Source organism: Stenotrophomonas maltophilia, from assembly GCF_006974125.1.
In the GTDB taxonomy this organism is placed as follows: Bacteria; Pseudomonadota; Gammaproteobacteria; order Xanthomonadales; family Xanthomonadaceae; genus Stenotrophomonas; species Stenotrophomonas maltophilia_O.
Map to the genome: position 1 here is coordinate 2,186,956 of NZ_CP037858.1, position 18,553 is coordinate 2,205,508.

Sequence of the window (18,553 nt, forward strand, 5' to 3'; positions counted from 1 at the left end):
CCAACGGTGGGTTACATGCTTGCTCTCGCGATTTTTATCGTCACTCTTGTTTTCGTGATCTGGCAACCTCGCGGGCTTGGCATAGGCTGGTCGGCACTCGCCGGTGCCGCCGTTGCTTTAGCCACTGGGGTTGTCGGGTGGAACGATGTTGGAACGGTGTGGGGAATTGTCTGGGATGCAACGTTCACCTTCGTCGCTCTTATCATCATCTCTCTCATTCTCGACGCAGCCGGTTTCTTCGCGTGGGCCGCCCTGCATGTGGCCCGTTGGGGCGGCGGCAATGGTCGGAAGCTTTTTCCGCTCATTGTCCTGCTGGGAGCTGCAATTGCTGCAGTGTTTGCCAACGACGGCGCGGCTCTTCTGCTGACTCCGATTGTTCTTGCGATCCTGTTGCGCTTGAATTTCCCGCCTGCCGGCGCGCTGGCATTTACGGTCGCCTGCGGATTTATCGCCGATACCGCCAGCCTTCCGCTCATTGTCTCCAACTTGGTCAACATCGTTACAGCGAACTTCTTTGACGTGTCCTTTGGGCGCTACGCCGCGATCATGGTGCCGGTGAACCTGGTATCGGTCGGAGCTACTTTGATCGTCCTATGGCTCTGGTTCCGGCGCGACATCCCCAGTAGGTATCCAGTCCAGGATCTAGAAGCGCCCCGCGACGCGATACGCGACGTGGCAGTTTTTCGCGCAGCGCTGCCTCTTCTAGTACTGCTACTGATTGCGTACTTCGTAACCGGGCCGCTCGGCGTTCCTATTGCTTTGGTGACGGGTGCAGCTGCACTAGTGCTGATGGGTATTGCAGGCCGCTGGGCGACTGGAGGCCGGGGCGCCACAATGGCTGTGACCAAGATCCTGTGTGACGCACCCTGGCAGATCGTGCTGTTCTCGATCGGCATGTATCTAGTCGTCTACGGACTGGGTAATGCCTGGCTGACTGACGCGGCGAGTGCAATCCTAGAGTGGTTGGCAACGCAGGGTAGCTTCGTGGCAACGATTGGTACGGGCTTTGCGGTCGCTGCTCTCGCTTCCATTATGAACAATATGCCTGCGACACTGGTCGGTGCGCTTGCTATCGATGGGGCGAACGTATCGACGGCCACGCGCGAGCTGATGATCTACGCCAACGTCGTGGGCAACGACCTTGGTCCCAAGCTGACCCCAATTGGGTCGCTAGCGACCCTGCTGTGGTTGCATGTCCTTGCCGGAAAAGGCCAACGGATTACGTGGGGGCAGTACATGAAGGTAGGGCTCATCCTGACGCCCCCCGTCCTGCTGACCACGCTCATCGCGCTTTGGATTTGGCTGCCGTTTACACGATAACTGCGTAGGCACTCAGGAGAGTCGCAGCGATCACAATTTCTTCAATGGCGCCGTCGTGGGTCGCGGCGGCGCCGGCCCAGGGTCGTTGAAAGAAAGCACTGCCTGCTCGATGCCGAATTGATCGAAAAGTACCCGGGCGATCACAGCGTGGACCACGTCAAGGTCCGCCGAGGGGGCAGCGACAGTGATCGTGGCCACAATCGCGCGGCCAGTTGCCGGGCCTGGGACCAGCCGCAGGCCGTCTACTGCTTTCACGCTCGGGTCCGTGAACATCGCTGCCCGGACCTCTTCCAAATTGATCTCGTTCATGAGGTTGAGGGATCTTGGATGGCGCCATCGCCACGGCTGCCGCGGTCGCGATGTAGCCAGCGGTACAGCACCGGCAGGACCAACAGCGTCAGCGCGGTCGAGGACACGATACCGCCGATTACGACCGTGGCCAGCGGCCGCTGTACTTCAGAACCAGCGCCTACGTTCAAAGCCATCGGCAGGAAACCAAGGGAAGCCACCAGGGCAGTCATCAAGACCGGTCGTAGTCGCCCCAGGGCGCCATCCCGGACAGCATCTTCGAGGGCGTCGCCTTGCTCACGCAGTCGGCGGATGAAGGCAATCATGACCAAGCCATTGAGTACTGCCACGCCCGAAAGCGCAATGAAGCCTACGCCCGCAGAGATTGACAGCGGAATTCCGCGTAGAGCCAAGGCGATTACGCCACCAGTCAATGCCAAGGGAACGCCACTGAACACGATGGCGGCATCCTTGGCCGAGCCGAAGGCCATGAACAGCAGGGCGAAGATCAGCGCCAATGTGACCGGGACAACTACCGCCAAGCGCTGGCTGGCCGAGATCAGCTGCTCGAACGTGCCGCCATAATCGATCCAGTACCCCTCTGGAAGCGGTACATCCTGGCCGATGCGGGTACGCAGATCGCCAACGAATCCGCCAAGATCACGCTCACGCACGTTGGCGGTGATCACCACTCGACGCTTGCCGTTCTCACGATTGATCTGGTTGGGCCCGCGCTCTACCTGTATCTTCGCCACTTCTCGTAGTGGAACAGTGCGAGGCCCACCGTTGGCACCAGCGGCTACGCGGCTGGACTCATCGATACTGGTGCTCTCCGGCAGTGGAATGGGCAGGTCCGCAAGCACAGCCGGGTCTTGCCGCAGCGATTCGGGCAAACGCACCACCAGGTCGAATCGGCGGTCGCCCTCGATCAGCTGGCCAGCGACGCTACCGCCGATGGCGGTTGCCACCGTGTCCTGCACGTCACCCGGATTCAATCCATACCGCGCCAATGCCGCTGGATCTGGCGTGATGGTGAGCAGTGGTAGGCCAGTAACCTGCTCCGCCTTGACGTCTTCGGCGCCGGGGACCCCGCGCATGACGCGCTCGACCCGGCTGGCCAGGCGGGTCAGCTGGTCAAGATTGTCGCCGTAGACCTTGACCGCAACGTCCGAGCGAACGCCGGAGATCAATTCGTTGGTGCGCATCTGGATGGGCTGAGTGAACTCGTAGTTGCTACCCGGGATCTCCTTGGCCGCCGCCTCCAGCTCTTCCACCAGCTCGGCCTTGGGTTTGCGCGGGTCGGGCCATTGGTCGCGGGGCTTGAGCATCAGAAAGGTATCGGCCATGGAGGGGGGCATCGGGTCGGTGGCCACTTCGGCGGTGCCGATCTTGGAGAAGATGTTGGCCACCTCCGGGAACTGGGCCAAGCGGTTCTCCAACGTTTCCTGCATGGCCACCGACTGCTCCAGACTGGTGCCGGGGATACGCATGGGCTGCAAGGTGATGTCGCCTTCATCCAAGCTCGGCACGAACTCCGAGCCCAACCGGGTGGCCAGCACGCCACACCCCACCACCAGCACGGCCGCGCCTGTCAGCACTACGACCCGCCGCCGCAGCGCCCACTCCAGCAGCGGCGTGTAGCGGGCACGTGACCAGCGCATCAAGCGGTTGTCGTGCTCGGCCACACGGCCGCGCAGGAAGGTGGCAATTGCCGCCGGTACGAAGGTCAGCGACAGCACCATGGCACCGGTCAGGGCCAAGACCACCGTGATCGCCATCGGGTGGAACATTTTTCCTTCCACCCCGGACAGCGCGAAGATCGGCAGGTAGACCGCCGCGATGATGCCTAGACCAAACAGACTGGGGCGAATCACCTCAGCCGTGGCCGAGGCGGTCAGATCAAAGCGCTCTTCGTCATTGAGCTGGCGGCCCAGTGCGTGCTGCGCCTCCCCAAACCGGCGCAGACAGTTCTCGATGATGATCACCGCCCCATCCACGATCAGGCCAAAGTCCAGGGCGCCCAAGCTCATCAGGTTACCCGACACGCTGCCACGCACCATGCCGATAATGGTGAACAGCATTGCCAACGGGATCACTGCCGCGGTGATCAACGAAGCGCGCACATTGCCCAGCAGCAGGAACAGCACCACCACCACCAGCAGCGCGCCTTCGATCAGGTTCTTGGACACCGTGCCAATGGTGCGATCCACCAGCGCGGTGCGGTCATAGACGGCCTTTGCATGCACGCCAGCGGGCAAGCTGGCGTTGGCGGCGTCCAGCTTGGCCGCGGCTGCCTGGGAGACTTCCCGGCTGTTTGCGCCGAACAGCATGAAGGCGGTACCGACCACGACCTCATGGCCATTCTGGGTCGCCGCACCCGTGCGCAGCTCCTTGCCTTCGCCTACGCTAGCGACGTCGCGGACGCGAATGGGCACGCCATCGCGCCGGTCCAGCACGATGTTCCCAATCGCGTCCAGATTGGCCAGCTGGCCGGGCACGCGGACCAGAAATTGCTGGCCGTTGCGCTCGATGTAGCCGGCACCGATGTTCTGGTTATTGCGCATGACCGCTGCGACCACATCGTTCAGCGTAAAGCCCAGTGCCACTAACTGGGCCGGATCCGGGGTGATGTGGATCTGCCGCTCAAAGCCACCGATTGTGTTGACCTCGGTCACTCCAGGCGTGGTGCGCAGCTGCGGCCGGATCACCCAGTCCTGCAGGGTGCGCAGGTCCGTGGCGGTATACGGGGTGCCGTCGGGCTTGCGGGCGTTGGGCTCAGCCTCCACGGTGTACATGAAGATCTCGCCCAGGCCGGTAGAGATGGGACCCATCTCTGGGTCCAACCCTTCGGGCAGCTGAGATGCGATCTGCTGTAGCCTTTCGGCGACCTGCTGGCGGGCAAAGTACAGGTCGGTGCCGTCTTTGAAGACGACAGTGACCTGGGAGAGTCCGTAGCGCGACAGCGAGCGGCTGTAGTCCAGCTTTGGTAGCCCGGCCATGGCCGTTTCAATGGCGAAGGTCACTCGCTGCTCGGCCTCCAGCGGCGAGTAACCCGGGGCCTGGGTGTTGATCTGGACCTGGACGTTGGTGATGTCGGGCGTGGCGTCAATGGACAGGTGACGGTAGCTCCACACGCCCAGTGCGACTAGCGCAGCGGTGAGCACCAGCGTCAGCCAGCGGTGGCGGATGGACAGACCAATGAGGCGTTCGAGCATGGCGGGCCTCATTCCTCTTCCACAGTGGATTTTTCGATGTCGGCCTTGATCAGGAAGCTTTGGGCCACCACCACTCGTTCACCCGCCTTGAGCCCTTCCAGCACTTCGGCGCGTTCGACGTCACGGCGCCCCAGCTTGATCGGCCGGGTGTGGTACGTCTCGCCCTGCTGCACGTAGACAACGTCCTGGTCCTGTGCGGTCTGCAGGGCGGTGATCGGAACCACCAGCGACGCCGATTGGCGATCCACGGTGACCCGCGCCTTGACCGCTGAACCCGGCCGCCACAGCCCATCGGTGTTAGCTACGGTTGCGCGGGCAATAGTGCTTTGGCTGGCAGTGGCGGTGCCGGGCAGGACGCGCTCCAATGTGGTCTGCGCCGTGACGCCATCACTCAAGCGGGTGACCGTCACCGGCACGCCGGCACCGATGTGCTGGGCGTCGGCGCCGAAGATGTGCAGGTCCACCCACAGCGTGGACAGGTCGGCTACCTCGAACAGCGGGGCGCCCTCAGGCGCCGACATGCCCACGGCGGCCGTACGCGCCATGACCACGCCATTGATCGGCGCGGTAACGGTGTAGGTGGTCAGGCTGAGGTTGCTCTCCACTGTCGCGAGCACCTGGCCGGTGCGTACCTGGTCACCCACGCCCACTCGCACGGAACGGACCGGTCCGGGGAAGCGTGCAGTGACCTGCGCGATGCGCCCATCGATTGGGGTCAACAGCCCCTGCACCTCATGCTCATCGGCAATCTCACCGGGTCCAGCCGGCGCGACCTGGATTCCCGCCGCCTGCGCAGCTTTGGCCGAGATCTCGGTTTCCAGCGGCGCTTCCTCGTGTTCGCCGTGCTCTTCGCCCTCAGCGGCGTGGCCTCCTTCGGATGCTTCGTTGGGGGTCGACGCGTTGCAGGCCGCCAGCATCAGAGCCATGCCCAGTGCGGTCCAGGAAAAGCGATTCATGGGGTCTCTCCAGTGGAAGCGGCAGCCGGCGGCGTGACAAGGGCCTGGCCGGTCAGTCGTTGAATTTCGATCAGGGCGCGCTGCGCATCCAAGGCGACGTCCAGCTGTTGCTGGGCCATGGCGGTGCGTTCGGACTGCAACTGTGCCCATTCCAGGTAACTGATCGCCCCAGCACGATAGGCACGCTCAGCGGCCTGCTCGGCTCGGGCCAGCTTCGGCAACACGTCGTCGTGCAGGCGCGCCACCTCGGCCTGTGCCACGGTGTAGCGGCCATGGGCTTCGACCAGCGTGGAGTACAGCGACAGGCCCTTGGCCTCGCGCTCGATCGTCAGGACCTGCAGCTCGGCTTCGCCGGCTCGAATCTCTGGCTGTGCGCGGCTGCGGCTGCCCAGCGGCATGGATAAGCTGGCGACCAGCGCGGTGTCATCGGTCTCCTGTAGTCGACGCACTCCGAGCTGCCAGGACAGGTCCGGTGAGGCCGCTGAACGCGCCAGCTGCAGGCGTGCCTGCGCGATCCGGCGGGCGTCGGCAAACTGCGCCAATTCCGGAGTCCGTTCCAACTCATCGGCCAGCGTCTGCATGGAGGCGATCGCCGGCAGGGCCATCGGATCGGCCGGGACCACTTCGAAGGTGGGAGTACGTTCGCCCCACAAAGCAGCCAGATGCTGACGAGCAGCGAGTCGCTGTTGCTCGGCCCGATCACGCTTCAGCTCGGCCCGCGCAAGCGCTGCCTGCGCGGTGAGCAGCACCGACTCGGGTGAGGCGCCGGCCTGCAGGCGCTGCCTGGCGGCGACCACGGTTCGCTGGCGCTGGCCAACATCGATGTCCGCTAGGCTTCGTTGCCGGTCGGCACCAACGACAGCCAAATAGCGCTGCGCCGTCTCGGCTAGCAAGTCCAGGCGCCCGGTCTCGCGCTGCACGGCCAGCGCATCAATCCGGCTTTGTGCCAAGGTACGGCGGGCTTCGAGCTTGCCGCCGCGCTCCAGCACCGAACTCAGGCTCAAGGTCAACTCGGCGCTGTCCAAGCCACCGGCCGCGCCGGTGCCCAGCGCGTTTTCGACCTCGGCACCGAGCGTCCACGGTGGACGCTGCATCGCCTTATCTCGCTCGGCAGCGAGGACAGTGGCTCGCGCATCGACCAGACGCAGCTCCGGATGGGTTTGGGCTACGCGTGCAAAGGCATCGTCCAAGGTCATCAATTCGGCCGCCACCGCAGGCATCGCTACTGCGCCCGTTAACAGCAACGCGGCCAAGGCCGCCCATCGCACAGACATGGAAGTACTCCGAAGGTTCTTGAGATCACAGGGATCGGCCTGCGCCTACATGCGTCACCCGGCAATTGGCGGTCGAAAGGGCGCGACCTGATGCTCATACGCATCTGTACGCGTTTCGGCCTCGATTTCAGGCAAATCCCGGCCGACAGCCAATTTCGCCAGCAGCAATCAGCGCAGGGAAAATCCCAGCTGGCCGCCCGCGGTCATGCAGGGGTCTTGCGCGCGTCGGCGCGTGCCCGGCGCGCGTCGCCCAATATTTCAAAGGCTTCCTTCATCACGTAGAGGCCGATAAAGGCACCGATTACGAAATCTGGATATGGACTGGCCAGCCACCACACCAGTAGGCCAGCCAGGATCACGCCCACGTTGGCTACCACATCGGCTCGGGTGAAAAGCCACGTTGCCCGCAGATGTACTTCGCCAGACTTCAGTGGCGCCAGCATGCGAAGGACCGCGAGATTGACCACTAGCGACAATAGAGCCGTACCGATCATCCACCCGCTTACCGGTTCAGCCCCGTGGAGTACGCGGCGGCCGACCTCGACCAGCACGCCAACGCCCAGAATCAGCAGCACGCTACCGCTAACCCAAGCAGCGTTGGCCTTGAAGCGCGCCGTCCGACCGATAGCGACCAACCCAATGGCGTAGGCCGTGGCGTCGGAGAGCATGTCCAGTGCGTCGGCAAGCAAGCCGGTGGAATGGGCGATCCAGCCGGCAATGCCGCCAATCACCGCCATTGCAGCGTTCAGTGCCAGAGCGATCCACAGCACGCGCCGTTCCTGCGCGTTCTTTGCCTCGTGGTGGCAGCCGCAATCACTCATCGGATCCTCTCCATCGCAGGGGAGCCGGGCCGGCGCGGTCCGCTGGCATGGCAGGGTCCATGAGGGTAAAGTCCGTAGCTACTACGGAGTCAAGCCTACTACGAATGAAAATCAGTGACGCCGCCGCCGCCAGCGGGTGCCATCTGGAGACAATCCGCTACTACGAGCGCATCGGCTTGCTCCCGAGGCCGGGACGATCAGGCAATGGTTACCGGGTCTACGGATTGCCGGACATTGAGCGCCTGCGCTTCATTGCCCGCGGTCGGGACTTGGGTTTCAGCCTGGAAGAGGTCCGTAGCCTGCTGCAGCTGGCCGGCGACGAGGGCCTGTCGTGCGTGGATGTGGATCGTCTGGCCCGCAGCCACTTGTCCGACATTCGCGCCCGGATGGCAGACTTGCAACGTATGGCCAACGAGCTGGAACGGGTAATCGCCAGTTGTCACGGCGGACAGCGAGCTGAGTGCACCATCCTGTCGACGCTGCGCCGGCCGGCTTCCGAGGACTCCCTACGTAAGGAATCGAGCAAGAGCGCTACCTAGGCGCCCGTGGTCCAAAACCTATGCCTTTCGCAGTCCGACCGGTCGACGGTGTCAGTTGCCTGTAGCTTGGCTGCCCGGACCTGGACTCCAGGCGCGTATGAAGTCCTCCTGCTCACGCGTCTCGATCGCACCCGTCCTGACCTGACGAACCATGCTCATGGCCTGCTCACCTGTGGCAGCCGTGCCTGTTTCTAGAAGCAACAAGCACGCTACGGTGCCAGCTCGTCCTAGCCCGCCCTTACAATGAACAACTGCGCGGCTTCCGCGCAACAATTCACGACTGAGTGCTGGACCCAGCTCGCGCCATGCCTCCAAGAAAGAACTGTTCGGCGCTGCGCCGTCTACGATTGGAAGTCCGTACCATTTGATTCCCTGCGCCATCGCCCGCTTTGGCAGCGCGGCAATCCTAAGCTCATCGAACTCCCATGGCTCAATCAGGGAGATCAAGTACCCCGCGCCCCACTGGCGAATCGCGCAAAGATCCACGTCAATGTCACGACTCCATGGCCCCGTCATCGCGGCCTTCTGAAACTTCCCTGGCGCGAAAGTTACACCTACTGCGCCGCCACTGACTCCGACAGCGATCGTGGCGATATGCAGAGGATGTGTGTGACTAGTTCTGAACATTGTCGATCCCTCATCGCGGCAACTAAGAGAGCCACAGCGCAGCGGCGACCACCCATGCCTCCTATGCCGATCCTTGAGCTAAACATTCCAGCCGACCTAGTGGTGCCGCCCTGCCGAGCAGCACAGCAAAGGTGATCCTTTTGTCAGTTGCAGGCAACAAGTACCAGTAGGCTCACGCTACATGCGTACCAGTAGGCTCACGCTGCATGTGTACCAGTAGGCTCACGTGTTGGACAGCGAGAGTGTCCAGGAGCAAGGTGTACACACGCTCCTCGCTAGAGACAACACATGAAGCCGAGCATTCTGGCATTGGACCTCGAAGGGACACTCATTTCCAATGCGATAAGCCAGATTCCAAGACCCGGCCTCTGTCGGTTCTTGGAGGACGTCCGATCGCACTTCAGTCAGCTCATGATGTTTACGACTGTACCGGAAGAGCGCTTTCGCAGCATTGCCGATTTGTTGGTTCGTGAAGGAAGCGCGCCTCCGTGGTTCGCGAGCCTTGAATACATCCATTGGACGGGCAGCACGAAGGATCTACGACTAGCCACACCAAAATTAGGCGCGGCCTTGCTGCTTGATGATCATCGCCCCTATGTACACCCAGGACAGGAGCATCTGTGGGTTCAGATACCTCTGTTTGCGTCTCCCTACCCGTCAGAGGACGAGGGATTAGCGATCGCGCTTCGACTCCTGCTCGATCGCATCCACGCAACCGGCAATTTCACTGAAGCATCTCTCCAAGAACAGCTAAAGCCACAGGCAGAAGCAACGGGCGCACCACGGCGTTCCGACGCCTGCTCATCGGCCCAGAAGATCCTGTCCGACGCCGCCGTCAGGCGAGATGAACTTGCCGCACAGTGGCATAGCGCCGCCGAAGTCAGTTCACAGCTCGGCCCGTCATTGACCAGTGGTAGCGGCCTAGCCGGTCAGCTGCGCAGAGCCGGCCAGCTACTCGGGGTCTATGTAACGAAGCCTGTGCCCGGCTATCGCTACCCAGACTGGCAGTTTGGTGAGAATGGCGAACCCGTTGAATATTTGGCAGAAATCCTGTCAGTACTGCGTGCACTCGATCATTTCGAGATCGAGCCGGACGGGCTATTTCGCAGCACCGGATGGAGTGAGGCAGAGTGGTTTCTCTCACCGCACGCTCTGCTCAACGGCATGCCACCTGCCGAAGCCCTGACCTCTGATCCAGCTCGCGTGCTGCGGGCGGCCCGTACCGAGTTCGGGCAAGAGGACTCATAGCGTCCCCGTCAATCGACTTCGCTCAATGCACCCAAATCGCAGCTTGGAGACCGATCAATGGCAAGCGTTACGCCGGAATCGTAATAGTGATCAACTGACCACCAGCAACAGAAGGAGCAGTTCGCCCCTGATAACCGGGCGTTGGCCATCGCGCCTTAGCGAATTGGAGGGACGCGCATCGCCCTCCACTCTGACATCAAAAGCGAGCTTGCCTCTGCAGCACTCATGCCAAGGGCCGAGGTGAGCCTGAGGTACTCGAGCAAGTCCAATCTCCGGGCACCGGCCTCAATGGAAGAGATAGTTTGCTGCGGCCAATCCAAGTGCGAGGCAAGCGATACTTGGCTAATTCCCATAGCCTCCCGTCTCGCCCGAAGCTGCTCTACGAGACGCCGGTATGCTTCTTGGTAGATCGTCTTGGTTGCCATTCCGCCCGCTCGAGGAAGCGGACAGCAATCTATGGCCCAGTGCCGAGTTACATGAAAATCATGTAGACAGTGCAACTGGCTGGTGGGTAAGATCGCTCACTGGTGGGAGCCCTTGGAACTGAGTGCGCCATGGACTTGATCAACTGACCCTATCGACTGCAAGGCCAGACGTGGCCTCACTGGTCGCGTCCCTTGGACCGTACTACTCGTGCCTGTGGTGTGCACTCGAAGACTCTGTTACAAGAAATGCCCCGGTCGCCTCAGATGACGGGCCTGTGTGGAGTTTGCTGCGAAACCTCCAGGCGGCGGGAGTACTGCTGACCGAGACCAGCGATTCACCATCCACTCGAAGGTCCCTTTACCACCCTTTCGCCTGGACATACTCTCCGGCGTGGGAGGCTCTCCCAAACCTTCGCAATGCGCTGGCAGTTGCACTAAATGGCTGGCAAGGGCCGGCCCATACGGAAGCTCGCGTCGCTCTGTGGGGGCGGCTTGTCAACGACGAGATATCCGCATACTTGGCGAACCTTCTTCGACGGCACCGAATAAGTCCTGAGCGAGCAAACGGAGTCATCGCAATGCAGGAGAGCCCATGGTTCAACCTCAGCTCGGGCAGACGGCGATATGTCGCATGGTCGGGGATGCGTGTGGCAGCTAGTGTCATGTTGCAGACTGAGATGAACGAAGAGGCCGCCATGCAAGCACTTTGTAAAGAGATGCAGATCAGATCGCGATGGCTTCAGCGACGGGAGCAAGAAGCAAGACTCGGCCCGAGGGAGTTCTCCTTCTTGCCCAACGCCGACTGGCGCAGACCTATAGCTATTGAGGTTGCGCTAGGGAGCCTCTTGGGATCGGACAGTGACTACTGGACGCTTTGCCCTTCCGCGATACGTCTTACACATGCCGCAAGTTCTCGTCGCTAAAACGTTCCAGCATGCGCCTGCTGGCTTGGCCTAGCGCACAGCCGAAGGCGGAGGCGGGCCGCGCGGCACCGAAGACCCCACACGTCGTGGGTCAGAGCTCCCGCCAGCCGATCAGCGCGTGGTTGAGAAGCAGCGATCTACCTCAGACGCTGAAGGGTAGAGACATCCTCGGGTGAGAGCAGTTCCTCCCCAGTGGCGCTGTTGAAGACAGAGCGATCTAACCGAAGACCGAACCGACTGAGATGGCGCTCGTCCAATAACTTCTGTATCAACTCGGATACTTCGGTGTCGGATGGCCTCTCCTGCGCTCCAGCGACCAAGTCAAGGGAATCTCCTTCTCGCGTCCCGGAGATGAGCGCCTGCTGGAGCGAGACTGGCCTAAGGCCACGCAGTGTCTGTGAAAGACCAATCACCATCTGCTCGCTCACGCTGAGCCTTTGCTCCAGCGACCGTACGTATGCGGCAACTGCCGTGTCGTCTGAACGCGAGGGATCAGCAGTGGCTGGCATCCGCAGATCTAGCCTAAGCTCCTCGGACCTTAGCTCAATGTAGATAGCCTTGAGCGGCTCCTTGGAACGGTTGCGAACGATCGACGCAGCTGACGGTCCGCCAAACGTTTCCGTGCAACGCCTTCCAACCTCCGCAATGAAGATCGGAGAGCGCTTGAATGTTCCGCCAAGCTTCTTGTGACGACGTGCCTCTTCTGCGATCTCATTACAGACTGACCTAATTCGGTCAATTGACTTTTTCAGCCGAACGTCAATCCCGGGTTTAGTGCAGATGTACTCATACAGAAGTTCTGAGCTTTCCCATTGATCTTCGACTTGGTCAGTCATGCGCCTTCTTCCCTAGCAGTCTCTCACCGACATCTTCATCCCACGTCACTGCAGACGATGCACCAGCTTGTAGCATTGGCTTGAACGCATCTGCGACGCTCGCCAAACTCGCCGCGAGTACAGGGTCAACCATTGCGTCAACGGATTCATAGACGTTCTGAATCCGTCTGTAGGCGTCTGTGTCCGTGCAGTTATAGTGCATCCGGAAGAGATTCTGCATCGCCTCGGCAACCACGGTGGTTGTCGCGCGTCCAACACTGTCCGGAACGCCAAGCAAGAAGGGATCGATGCCACATTTGGAGAGCACCACGTTGATGATGGAGTTGAGCTCCAAGACAGGCCCCATGTTCTCCTGTCCAGCGTTGAGGATATCTGAACTCTGCGACAACTCCTTCAAAAGCTGGACATGATTCGTCACAGTCGCCGAAACCTGAAAATCTTCGCGAGGCGCGTCACTCGTCAGAGCCTGAGCTCCTCCTTGAGGAGCGATTCGTTCCGTAGCTGCAATGCTCTTCTGAAGAAGCTGATACCGTGCCCACCGGTCAGAAAGCTTCGGCTCGATGTTCGCATCTATTTCCTCGATTCTAGCTTGAGCATTCACGTACGCCTTCGATCCAACAGCAGCCTGACGCTTCATCGCGTAGCAATTTTCGCGCTCCAGGCCGAGACGGCGAAGATCGTACATGAGCTCATTGCAGCGGTGAGCCTGCCCGTACAGGAACGCGGTTCCGGTCAAAAAGAACTTGCAGTTCCCACAGCTCCTGGCTCCGCCCTTTACCGGTCCTCCCAGCTCATCACCCTCGCTGCACTTAGCGCCGGGGCAGATTCCATCCCCATACCAAACCCAGCTTCCTGACACATGCTTAGCCGCCTCTATCCCGACTTGGCTTTCGGTCAGGAAGTCGTTTGACATGAGAAGCCGCGTGAATGCGTCCTGACCGAATACCTCCTTAAGAAGCTCGGGAGAGAGCGATTCGCCTGACTCGAGACGCTCCATCAGCTGGCGGGCATCGTCCCGCCCAGAGTTCGACTCAGAACGATGCTGATAGGCATGTAGCCTGCGGCGTATCTCCCGGGGATCTGATGCCTCATAGTGCAGTGTCATCGCGATCGATGCATGACCCGCTATGTACTTGCTGATGATCTCTACCGGAACGCCCTTTAGATACAGCGATGTAATCCCCGAGACTCGGAGGGAGTGAAGGTCGTGAATGGCCCTCTTCGCGTCCGCGCGGCCACCCGATCTCTGAGTGAGAAGCCGTAGCGGCGTTCCTCTCCTGCTCCATTCGACCTGAGCTTCCCCGCACAACAGTACCCAGAGAGCCTCCATCTTTGCCGACGATACTGGTCTATTGCCACCTGCGAAGCTTGAGGCATCTCGAAACAGCACGTGAAATCCCGGAAGGATGTCGACAACATTGGCTTTGATGTTGAGATCATCATCCGACAGCCTCAACTTCTCCGTATGAAAAATTGTTGCGGCAACCTTGCACCACTCCCGCTGGATATCAAGGATGGAGTAAATCTCCGCGTCCGGCCAGGGAATAGTGAATCCGCGAAAATCTTCGGGATTCCACATCTGCGTCTTGTTTGTAGTGACGTAGATGCCAATCTGATCGTTGCCCGACAGCACGTCATTCGTTAGGGGACGGAAGACACCAAAGCTCCTAGAGATTTCAGCGAGCGCCGAATCGTTCTCTACAAGCCTCGCCGCGCGCATATCCCACACGTACTCGTCGCCCAGACCAGAGTCGAGCCACCTGACCTGAAATCCGCGAAGTGGCAACTCAAGCATCAAATAGATCGCAAGCGCACGTGTGGGCTGCCATATCTCAATTCGGCCCCCAGGCAGACTGCGTTCATATGGCCACTTTCCGCTATGTGCTCCATCGACCACGATCCAGTCGCGCCTGAGGGAGCTCTGTGACTGCGGCCAGCCAAACGTTGGGACACCGCTGCCATCGCGATCAAGAAGCAGTTCTCGGCAGAACTCCAGCACGTCCGTCCCGACAGCAGAGCGATGAGTCCGTCGTGGGGCGGCCTGCTTCCAAATCCAGTCACCTTCTGCAACTGGGTTATCAACTCGCAAAGACCCAATCAATCGCTGATCGAGCGCAATCGCGCCCAAGTTCTCTTGCCTGTTGAAATCCATTACGCGGTAAAGCTGGCGCATTGCGCCTGTCTTGGATGCTGCTCTTAAAGGACCGGGCTTCTGCCTGGTCGTCTTTGTGACGTAGTTATCCAAGTACTCTCGAAATGAACTGCCATCACGGTCTTGCCCATCATTCCGTACCTGCTTGTGGTCAAGTGCCTGAGGAGATGGCCACGACTCCAAAGTCATAAGCCAACGGAAGAAGTGTCTAGCATCAGTGTACTGCTGAGGGGTGTACGTCTTGTACTCCGACGCAAACATCCGCTCATACAGCTCCGTCCAAATAGAGAGTCGGGCATCTTCGCGCAGGACCCACTCAAGTGACCGAGTGCGAACTTCCCCAAACACCCTGGATCGAGGGGGAACTGGAAAGCTAGCTGAGCCGTGCACCGATTCGAAGCTTACTCGGAGAAGCTCCCACCATTTGTAGGACGCGAGCTTGAAATCACGAGTTGCTGTCAACAGTTCAGGTGATATGTCACCGATGTCGCTGCAATTAGTCGAAAGGAGAAACCATGACAAGTACAGATTCTGAGTTGCATCCGCCCGCTTGCCGAGCGCCTTGATTTCAAGGGTGCAAACGCGCCTGAACAGTTCGTTCGGGAAAAGATCAGGATCCTGAAGAACTTGTACCAGAGAACCGCTACGGATGGTTAGCCCTGTCTCAGCTTTAGCCTCTGCAACCAAGGACTCTGTCATCGCGAGAGAGTAAAAAATAAGGCCGCGGCGCCAGAGCGTTGTCAGGATCAGATGGACGATCTTCTTGAATGAGGATCCAGCGATCAGCTCTTTCCGTATACCCGAGTACTTCTGACCTCTCGCTGCCGGCAGGGAAAGGAGAGAGATGAGTTGATCCACCATGGCCAGAGGATCTTCGCAGCTGAACACAGTGCTCAGACGCAAGTCGACTTTCTTAATCCGACCCTCCTGAAAAGCAACTCGGACCCCTGCCAGATCTTCCGGCTGTATGCGACGCCACAGTCGGATCTGGTCGTCTTTGCTGAGAAGCGCTAGCGCCTGGGAGAGACTCTGGCCCGACTTCAGTTCTAGTTGATCACCAATCGCGCGTAACAACCAGGTTTGGCGCAGGTAATGGAGCGTACCAGGCGTGCCGTCCTCTGATGCCTTGAAGTCAAAAGCACGAATGACATTCCTATCCTCCCGAAATTCCGTCATCGAGCTTGTAAGCTTGAGGACTATCGAACGCTCAACCTCTACACCGACATCGCGCCACTCGATTGGCGAAATCGTTCCCGTAACGACGAACTTATCCGGACATGCGTTGAAGACGATCTCGCAACTGCTGCCCAATCCACGATAGTGCTGTAGCTGAGAAATGTCCTGTGTAACGTGATCGAGCTGTGTCACGGCTTACCCCAGCTGCTTGGGAATTCTGGCCTCGCGTATGGAATTCTGCGGATGTCAGTTCCCGAGATCCTCGCCCTGACAGAAGCGGCGCTGACATGGTAGTAGGTATCTGTGCTGACAATCGAGCTGTGGTGCATCATCCTCATCAGCGTTTCTTGAGGGATCTGAAGTACGTCAGCGGCATAGAAGCCATAGTGGTGGCGACATGCGTGCGATCCTGCCCTTATCCCTACACGCCTGAACGCTCTATCAACCAGCTCGTGTGCGCACGAAAGACTCAATGGTTGCCCATAGTTCAATGCTCCATTACGCGTGGTGTTGAAAAAGAGATACGGGTGGCGAAGGCGCCCCGTCCTGAGCAATGACTTGTGATCATCGAAGTACGCTTCAAGGCAGCGGCGAAAATACCTGCCCGTGATGCTCTCCTCCAGCCAGAAAGCATATCTGTTTGCGGAATCAGCTTCGGTCAGAACCATTCCCTTCCACCCTGCAAACTCACGATGTCCCCTTCCCAGTTGGCTTCGCGGGAGGCGCTTGTACACCCTTGCGAGGAAGCCAGACCTATCCTCTGTAGTCGACGACACGCAACTCCCATTCTCGGGATGCTCAAGGCGAATCTTCGATGCACCCGTTTCGCGAAACAACTCGACAACGTCATTGACATACAGATGCAGTGGCTCAGAGATGCGAAGTCCCGCATAGCCAAGCAGCAGTAACAACATCTTGTCTCTTGGCGACCGTGCCCCATGCTCTACCGTCTCTATCATTTCCGTCGGCGAGAGATGCTTCGCCCGCATAGCCGCCTTGTCACTCTCGGTCATTCTGCGATTTATCGTCGGAGCTGCTTTGCTTCTTCGTCGGCGTACTCCTCTCAGATGGACGAGCGCATCGCTCCGGCCAGCTTCGCGGGCAGACCGATAGAATCGAGCGACCTTGACTAGGGCATGCTCGTCCGGATTGAACACAGGGGAGTCGTGCAGCTTGGCCACAAACCTGGAGTAGCGATCCAGCGCCCGGATCTCTTCGCTCACAGTTGAGATTCGGACCCGCCTCCAGTAGAGGCCCGTTGGGTCTTCACCGGCAATCCAAGTGCCGCGAAATCTAGCCTCGGCATACTCCTGCACGAGCACGTACAGATCACCGGTAAGCGGAGCCTCGCCGCCGCACTTCATTTGGCAGAACGCGTAGAACGTACCAACGGCCCGAAGGTGAGCCTCGATCTTTGAGTCACTCCAATTTTCCGAGCTCAGCGCTCGCGCCCATAGAGCCGCTGTTGCACTTGGAAGACCGTTTTTCAGAAACAAGAAAGGGAACAACCCACCTTGTCGTTCCACGACAGGGATATAGATGATACGCCAAGGGCGATATGGCAGCGGCTCCGAACTCATCTCCGGGGGACTCGGCTAGCAGCACCCCTAATTTATGGACTCCCAGCTTCCCTCGTCAAGCTTCGCGTTTCGCCCTAAATGACATCAGTGAACCCCCCACTAAGTGGCCGCGATGAATCCCTGCCCGTGCGGCTGGGCCGGTGACCGCAGCAACCGCTGCCTGTGCAGCGACGAACGTATCAACCGTTACCGTGCGCGGGTGTCCGGCCCACTGCTGGACCGTATCGACCTGCATATCGGCGTGACCCGGATGGACGCGGTGGAGCTGCGGGAGAGCACGCCGCTGGGTGAGCCCAGCGCATCGGTGCGTGAGCGGGTGGAAGCCGCGCATGGCCGGCAGCAGGCGCGTGGTGGGCTCAATGCGCATCTGTTGCCGGCGGCGCTGCGTGCCTGCACGAAACTGAGCGAGGCCGATCAGGATCTGTTGGAGCAGGCCATCGAGCGTCTGCAGCTTTCCGCACGGGCCATGCACCGGATTCTGCGGGTGGCGCGCACGATTGCGGATCTGGCCGGATGTGGGGACATCCAGACTGCGCATCTGGCTGAGGCGATCGGGTATCGGCAGTTGGATCGGGGAAAGCCCTAGAAATGCCGGTCGGGTTGGCTATTGGTGGAGTCGACCCTTGGTCGACTCGCGCGCGAAGCGCGGCGCTCTGTGGAGTGGATGCGAAGAGCGGTCGACCAACAGTCGACCCCACCAAGGGCGCGCATCACGCCGCGGAATCCACCCGCCCCCGCTTTGCCAGCAACGCCACCCGACGGCTGACCAGCGCGTGCAGCTCCGCCAGCTCCGACGCCCGGTCAGCCGTCATGTTGTCGCCGAACAGCACCCGCGACAGTCCCGCCGCGTCGCTGTCGTTCGGGTGCTGCCACCGGTCCCGGTACACCTTCTGGCACACCAGCCAGGCCAGACGCAGCCCCCCACCGGGCAACGGACGGACCACGCGCTCGTAGACGTGCCAGAACTGGTACTCGGCCTGCAGGTCGATCACAGGCGTCACGGAGGGCGCCTGCCTGAGCCGTCCCGGGCTCCGGATGTCAAACAACGGTGATCGCGGGTTGTACTGAGCCATGCCGACAGGATGACCCAGCAACATTGTGGGAACCTTGCGCCGCCGCCAGAAAATCCCTGTTGATTGCCCAAGGGGGGCCAGGTGGGTTGGGGGGGCCGCC

Annotated in this window: 13 protein-coding genes and 2 pseudogenes; 4 read left to right on the forward strand and 11 right to left on the reverse strand. The window is 60.3% G+C overall.

Going from position 1 to position 18,553, the window contains the following annotated elements; genetic code table 11:
- Positions 1 to 15: 15 nt before the first annotated feature.
- Positions 16 to 1,320: an arsenic transporter gene (locus EZ304_RS09995; RefSeq protein ID WP_005411451.1), complete on the forward strand. Its 1,305-nt coding sequence runs from the start codon at positions 16 to 18 to the stop codon at positions 1,318 to 1,320.
- A 30-nt stretch (positions 1,321 to 1,350) separates the two neighbouring features.
- Here EZ304_RS09995 and EZ304_RS10000 read toward each other — a convergent pair whose 3' ends face one another.
- The 5 genes and pseudogenes from EZ304_RS10000 to EZ304_RS10020 form a co-directional block, all read right to left on the reverse strand.
- A complete protein-coding gene (locus EZ304_RS10000; protein WP_114618993.1) occupies positions 1,351 to 1,629 on the reverse strand; it encodes a hypothetical protein in 279 nt (92 codons plus the stop codon).
- Positions 1,626 to 4,823, reverse strand: coding sequence for an efflux RND transporter permease subunit (locus tag EZ304_RS10005; protein WP_114618994.1), 3,198 nt, complete (start codon positions 4,821 to 4,823; stop codon positions 1,626 to 1,628). Before EZ304_RS10005 ends, EZ304_RS10000 begins: the two co-directional genes overlap by 4 nt.
- Before the next feature lie 8 nt (positions 4,824 to 4,831).
- A pseudogene (locus EZ304_RS10010) lies at positions 4,832 to 5,638 on the reverse strand (efflux RND transporter periplasmic adaptor subunit); the annotation flags it as partial.
- A 137-nt stretch (positions 5,639 to 5,775) separates the two neighbouring features.
- On the reverse strand, positions 5,776 to 7,053 hold the full coding sequence (locus tag EZ304_RS10015) for a TolC family protein (RefSeq protein WP_114618996.1): 1,278 nt from the start codon (positions 7,051 to 7,053) through the stop codon (positions 5,776 to 5,778).
- Positions 7,054 to 7,256: 203 nt separating this feature from the next.
- On the reverse strand, positions 7,257 to 7,874 hold the full coding sequence (locus EZ304_RS10020) for a cation diffusion facilitator family transporter (RefSeq protein ID WP_114618997.1): 618 nt from the start codon (positions 7,872 to 7,874) through the stop codon (positions 7,257 to 7,259).
- 104 nt (positions 7,875 to 7,978) lie between these two features.
- Between EZ304_RS10020 and EZ304_RS10025 the strand changes: the two genes are divergently transcribed.
- Positions 7,979 to 8,413, forward strand: coding sequence for a MerR family transcriptional regulator (locus tag EZ304_RS10025; protein WP_099484980.1), 435 nt, complete (start codon positions 7,979 to 7,981; stop codon positions 8,411 to 8,413).
- Between the two features lie 51 nt (positions 8,414 to 8,464).
- Here EZ304_RS10025 and EZ304_RS10030 read toward each other — a convergent pair whose 3' ends face one another.
- Positions 8,465 to 9,040 (reverse strand): protein-tyrosine phosphatase family protein, encoded by a 576-nt coding sequence (locus EZ304_RS10030; RefSeq protein WP_114618998.1) that lies wholly within the window; start codon positions 9,038 to 9,040, stop codon positions 8,465 to 8,467.
- Between the two features lie 288 nt (positions 9,041 to 9,328).
- On the opposite strand from EZ304_RS10030, the gene EZ304_RS21140 reads away from it, so the two are divergent.
- Positions 9,329 to 10,288 (forward strand): NIF family HAD-type phosphatase, encoded by a 960-nt coding sequence (locus tag EZ304_RS21140; RefSeq protein ID WP_235644823.1) that lies wholly within the window; start codon positions 9,329 to 9,331, stop codon positions 10,286 to 10,288.
- 155 nt (positions 10,289 to 10,443) lie between these two features.
- Here EZ304_RS21140 and EZ304_RS10045 read toward each other — a convergent pair whose 3' ends face one another.
- The 4 genes from EZ304_RS10045 to EZ304_RS10060 all read right to left on the reverse strand — a co-directional run bounded on the left by EZ304_RS10045 (position 10,444) and on the right by EZ304_RS10060 (position 17,164).
- Positions 10,444 to 10,713, reverse strand: coding sequence for a helix-turn-helix domain-containing protein (locus tag EZ304_RS10045; RefSeq protein WP_032966097.1), 270 nt, complete (start codon positions 10,711 to 10,713; stop codon positions 10,444 to 10,446).
- A gap of 1,060 nt (positions 10,714 to 11,773) precedes the next feature.
- Positions 11,774 to 12,472, reverse strand: coding sequence for a hypothetical protein (locus EZ304_RS10050; RefSeq protein WP_142806936.1), 699 nt, complete (start codon positions 12,470 to 12,472; stop codon positions 11,774 to 11,776).
- Positions 12,465 to 15,992 (reverse strand): VPA1269 family protein, encoded by a 3,528-nt coding sequence (locus EZ304_RS10055; protein WP_142806937.1) that lies wholly within the window; start codon positions 15,990 to 15,992, stop codon positions 12,465 to 12,467. The genes EZ304_RS10050 and EZ304_RS10055 overlap by 8 nt, the downstream gene beginning before the upstream one ends.
- Positions 15,989 to 17,164, reverse strand: coding sequence for a site-specific integrase (locus EZ304_RS10060; protein ID WP_142806938.1), 1,176 nt, complete (start codon positions 17,162 to 17,164; stop codon positions 15,989 to 15,991). The genes EZ304_RS10055 and EZ304_RS10060 overlap by 4 nt, the downstream gene beginning before the upstream one ends.
- Before the next feature lie 319 nt (positions 17,165 to 17,483).
- Here EZ304_RS10060 and EZ304_RS10065 point away from each other — a divergent pair.
- A pseudogene (locus EZ304_RS10065) lies at positions 17,484 to 17,966 on the forward strand (ATP-binding protein); the annotation flags it as partial.
- Between the two features lie 124 nt (positions 17,967 to 18,090).
- Here EZ304_RS10065 and EZ304_RS10070 read toward each other — a convergent pair.
- A complete protein-coding gene (locus EZ304_RS10070) occupies positions 18,091 to 18,477 on the reverse strand; it encodes a hypothetical protein (RefSeq protein WP_099554853.1) in 387 nt (128 codons plus the stop codon).
- Between the last annotated feature and the right edge of the window lie 76 nt (positions 18,478 to 18,553).

Coding starts and splice junctions, on each gene's coding strand:
- EZ304_RS10020 (WP_114618997.1), bottom strand. CDS start 7,874: ATGAGTGATTGCGGCTGCCACCACGAGGCAAAGAACGCGCAGGAACGG.
- EZ304_RS21140 (WP_235644823.1), top strand. CDS start 9,329: ATGAAGCCGAGCATTCTGGCATTGGACCTCGAAGGGACACTCATTTCC.
- EZ304_RS10005 (WP_114618994.1), bottom strand. CDS start 4,823: ATGCTCGAACGCCTCATTGGTCTGTCCATCCGCCACCGCTGGCTGACG.
- EZ304_RS10045 (WP_032966097.1), bottom strand. CDS start 10,713: ATGGCAACCAAGACGATCTACCAAGAAGCATACCGGCGTCTCGTAGAG.
- EZ304_RS10000 (WP_114618993.1), bottom strand. CDS start 1,629: ATGAACGAGATCAATTTGGAAGAGGTCCGGGCAGCGATGTTCACGGAC.
- EZ304_RS10015 (WP_114618996.1), bottom strand. CDS start 7,053: ATGTCTGTGCGATGGGCGGCCTTGGCCGCGTTGCTGTTAACGGGCGCA.
- EZ304_RS10025 (WP_099484980.1), top strand. CDS start 7,979: ATGAAAATCAGTGACGCCGCCGCCGCCAGCGGGTGCCATCTGGAGACA.
- EZ304_RS09995 (WP_005411451.1), top strand. CDS start 16: ATGCTTGCTCTCGCGATTTTTATCGTCACTCTTGTTTTCGTGATCTGG.
- EZ304_RS10030 (WP_114618998.1), bottom strand. CDS start 9,040: ATGTTCAGAACTAGTCACACACATCCTCTGCATATCGCCACGATCGCT.
- EZ304_RS10070 (WP_099554853.1), bottom strand. CDS start 18,477: ATGTTGCTGGGTCATCCTGTCGGCATGGCTCAGTACAACCCGCGATCA.
- EZ304_RS10050 (WP_142806936.1), bottom strand. CDS start 12,472: ATGACTGACCAAGTCGAAGATCAATGGGAAAGCTCAGAACTTCTGTAT.
- EZ304_RS10060 (WP_142806938.1), bottom strand. CDS start 17,164: ATGAAGTGCGGCGGCGAGGCTCCGCTTACCGGTGATCTGTACGTGCTC.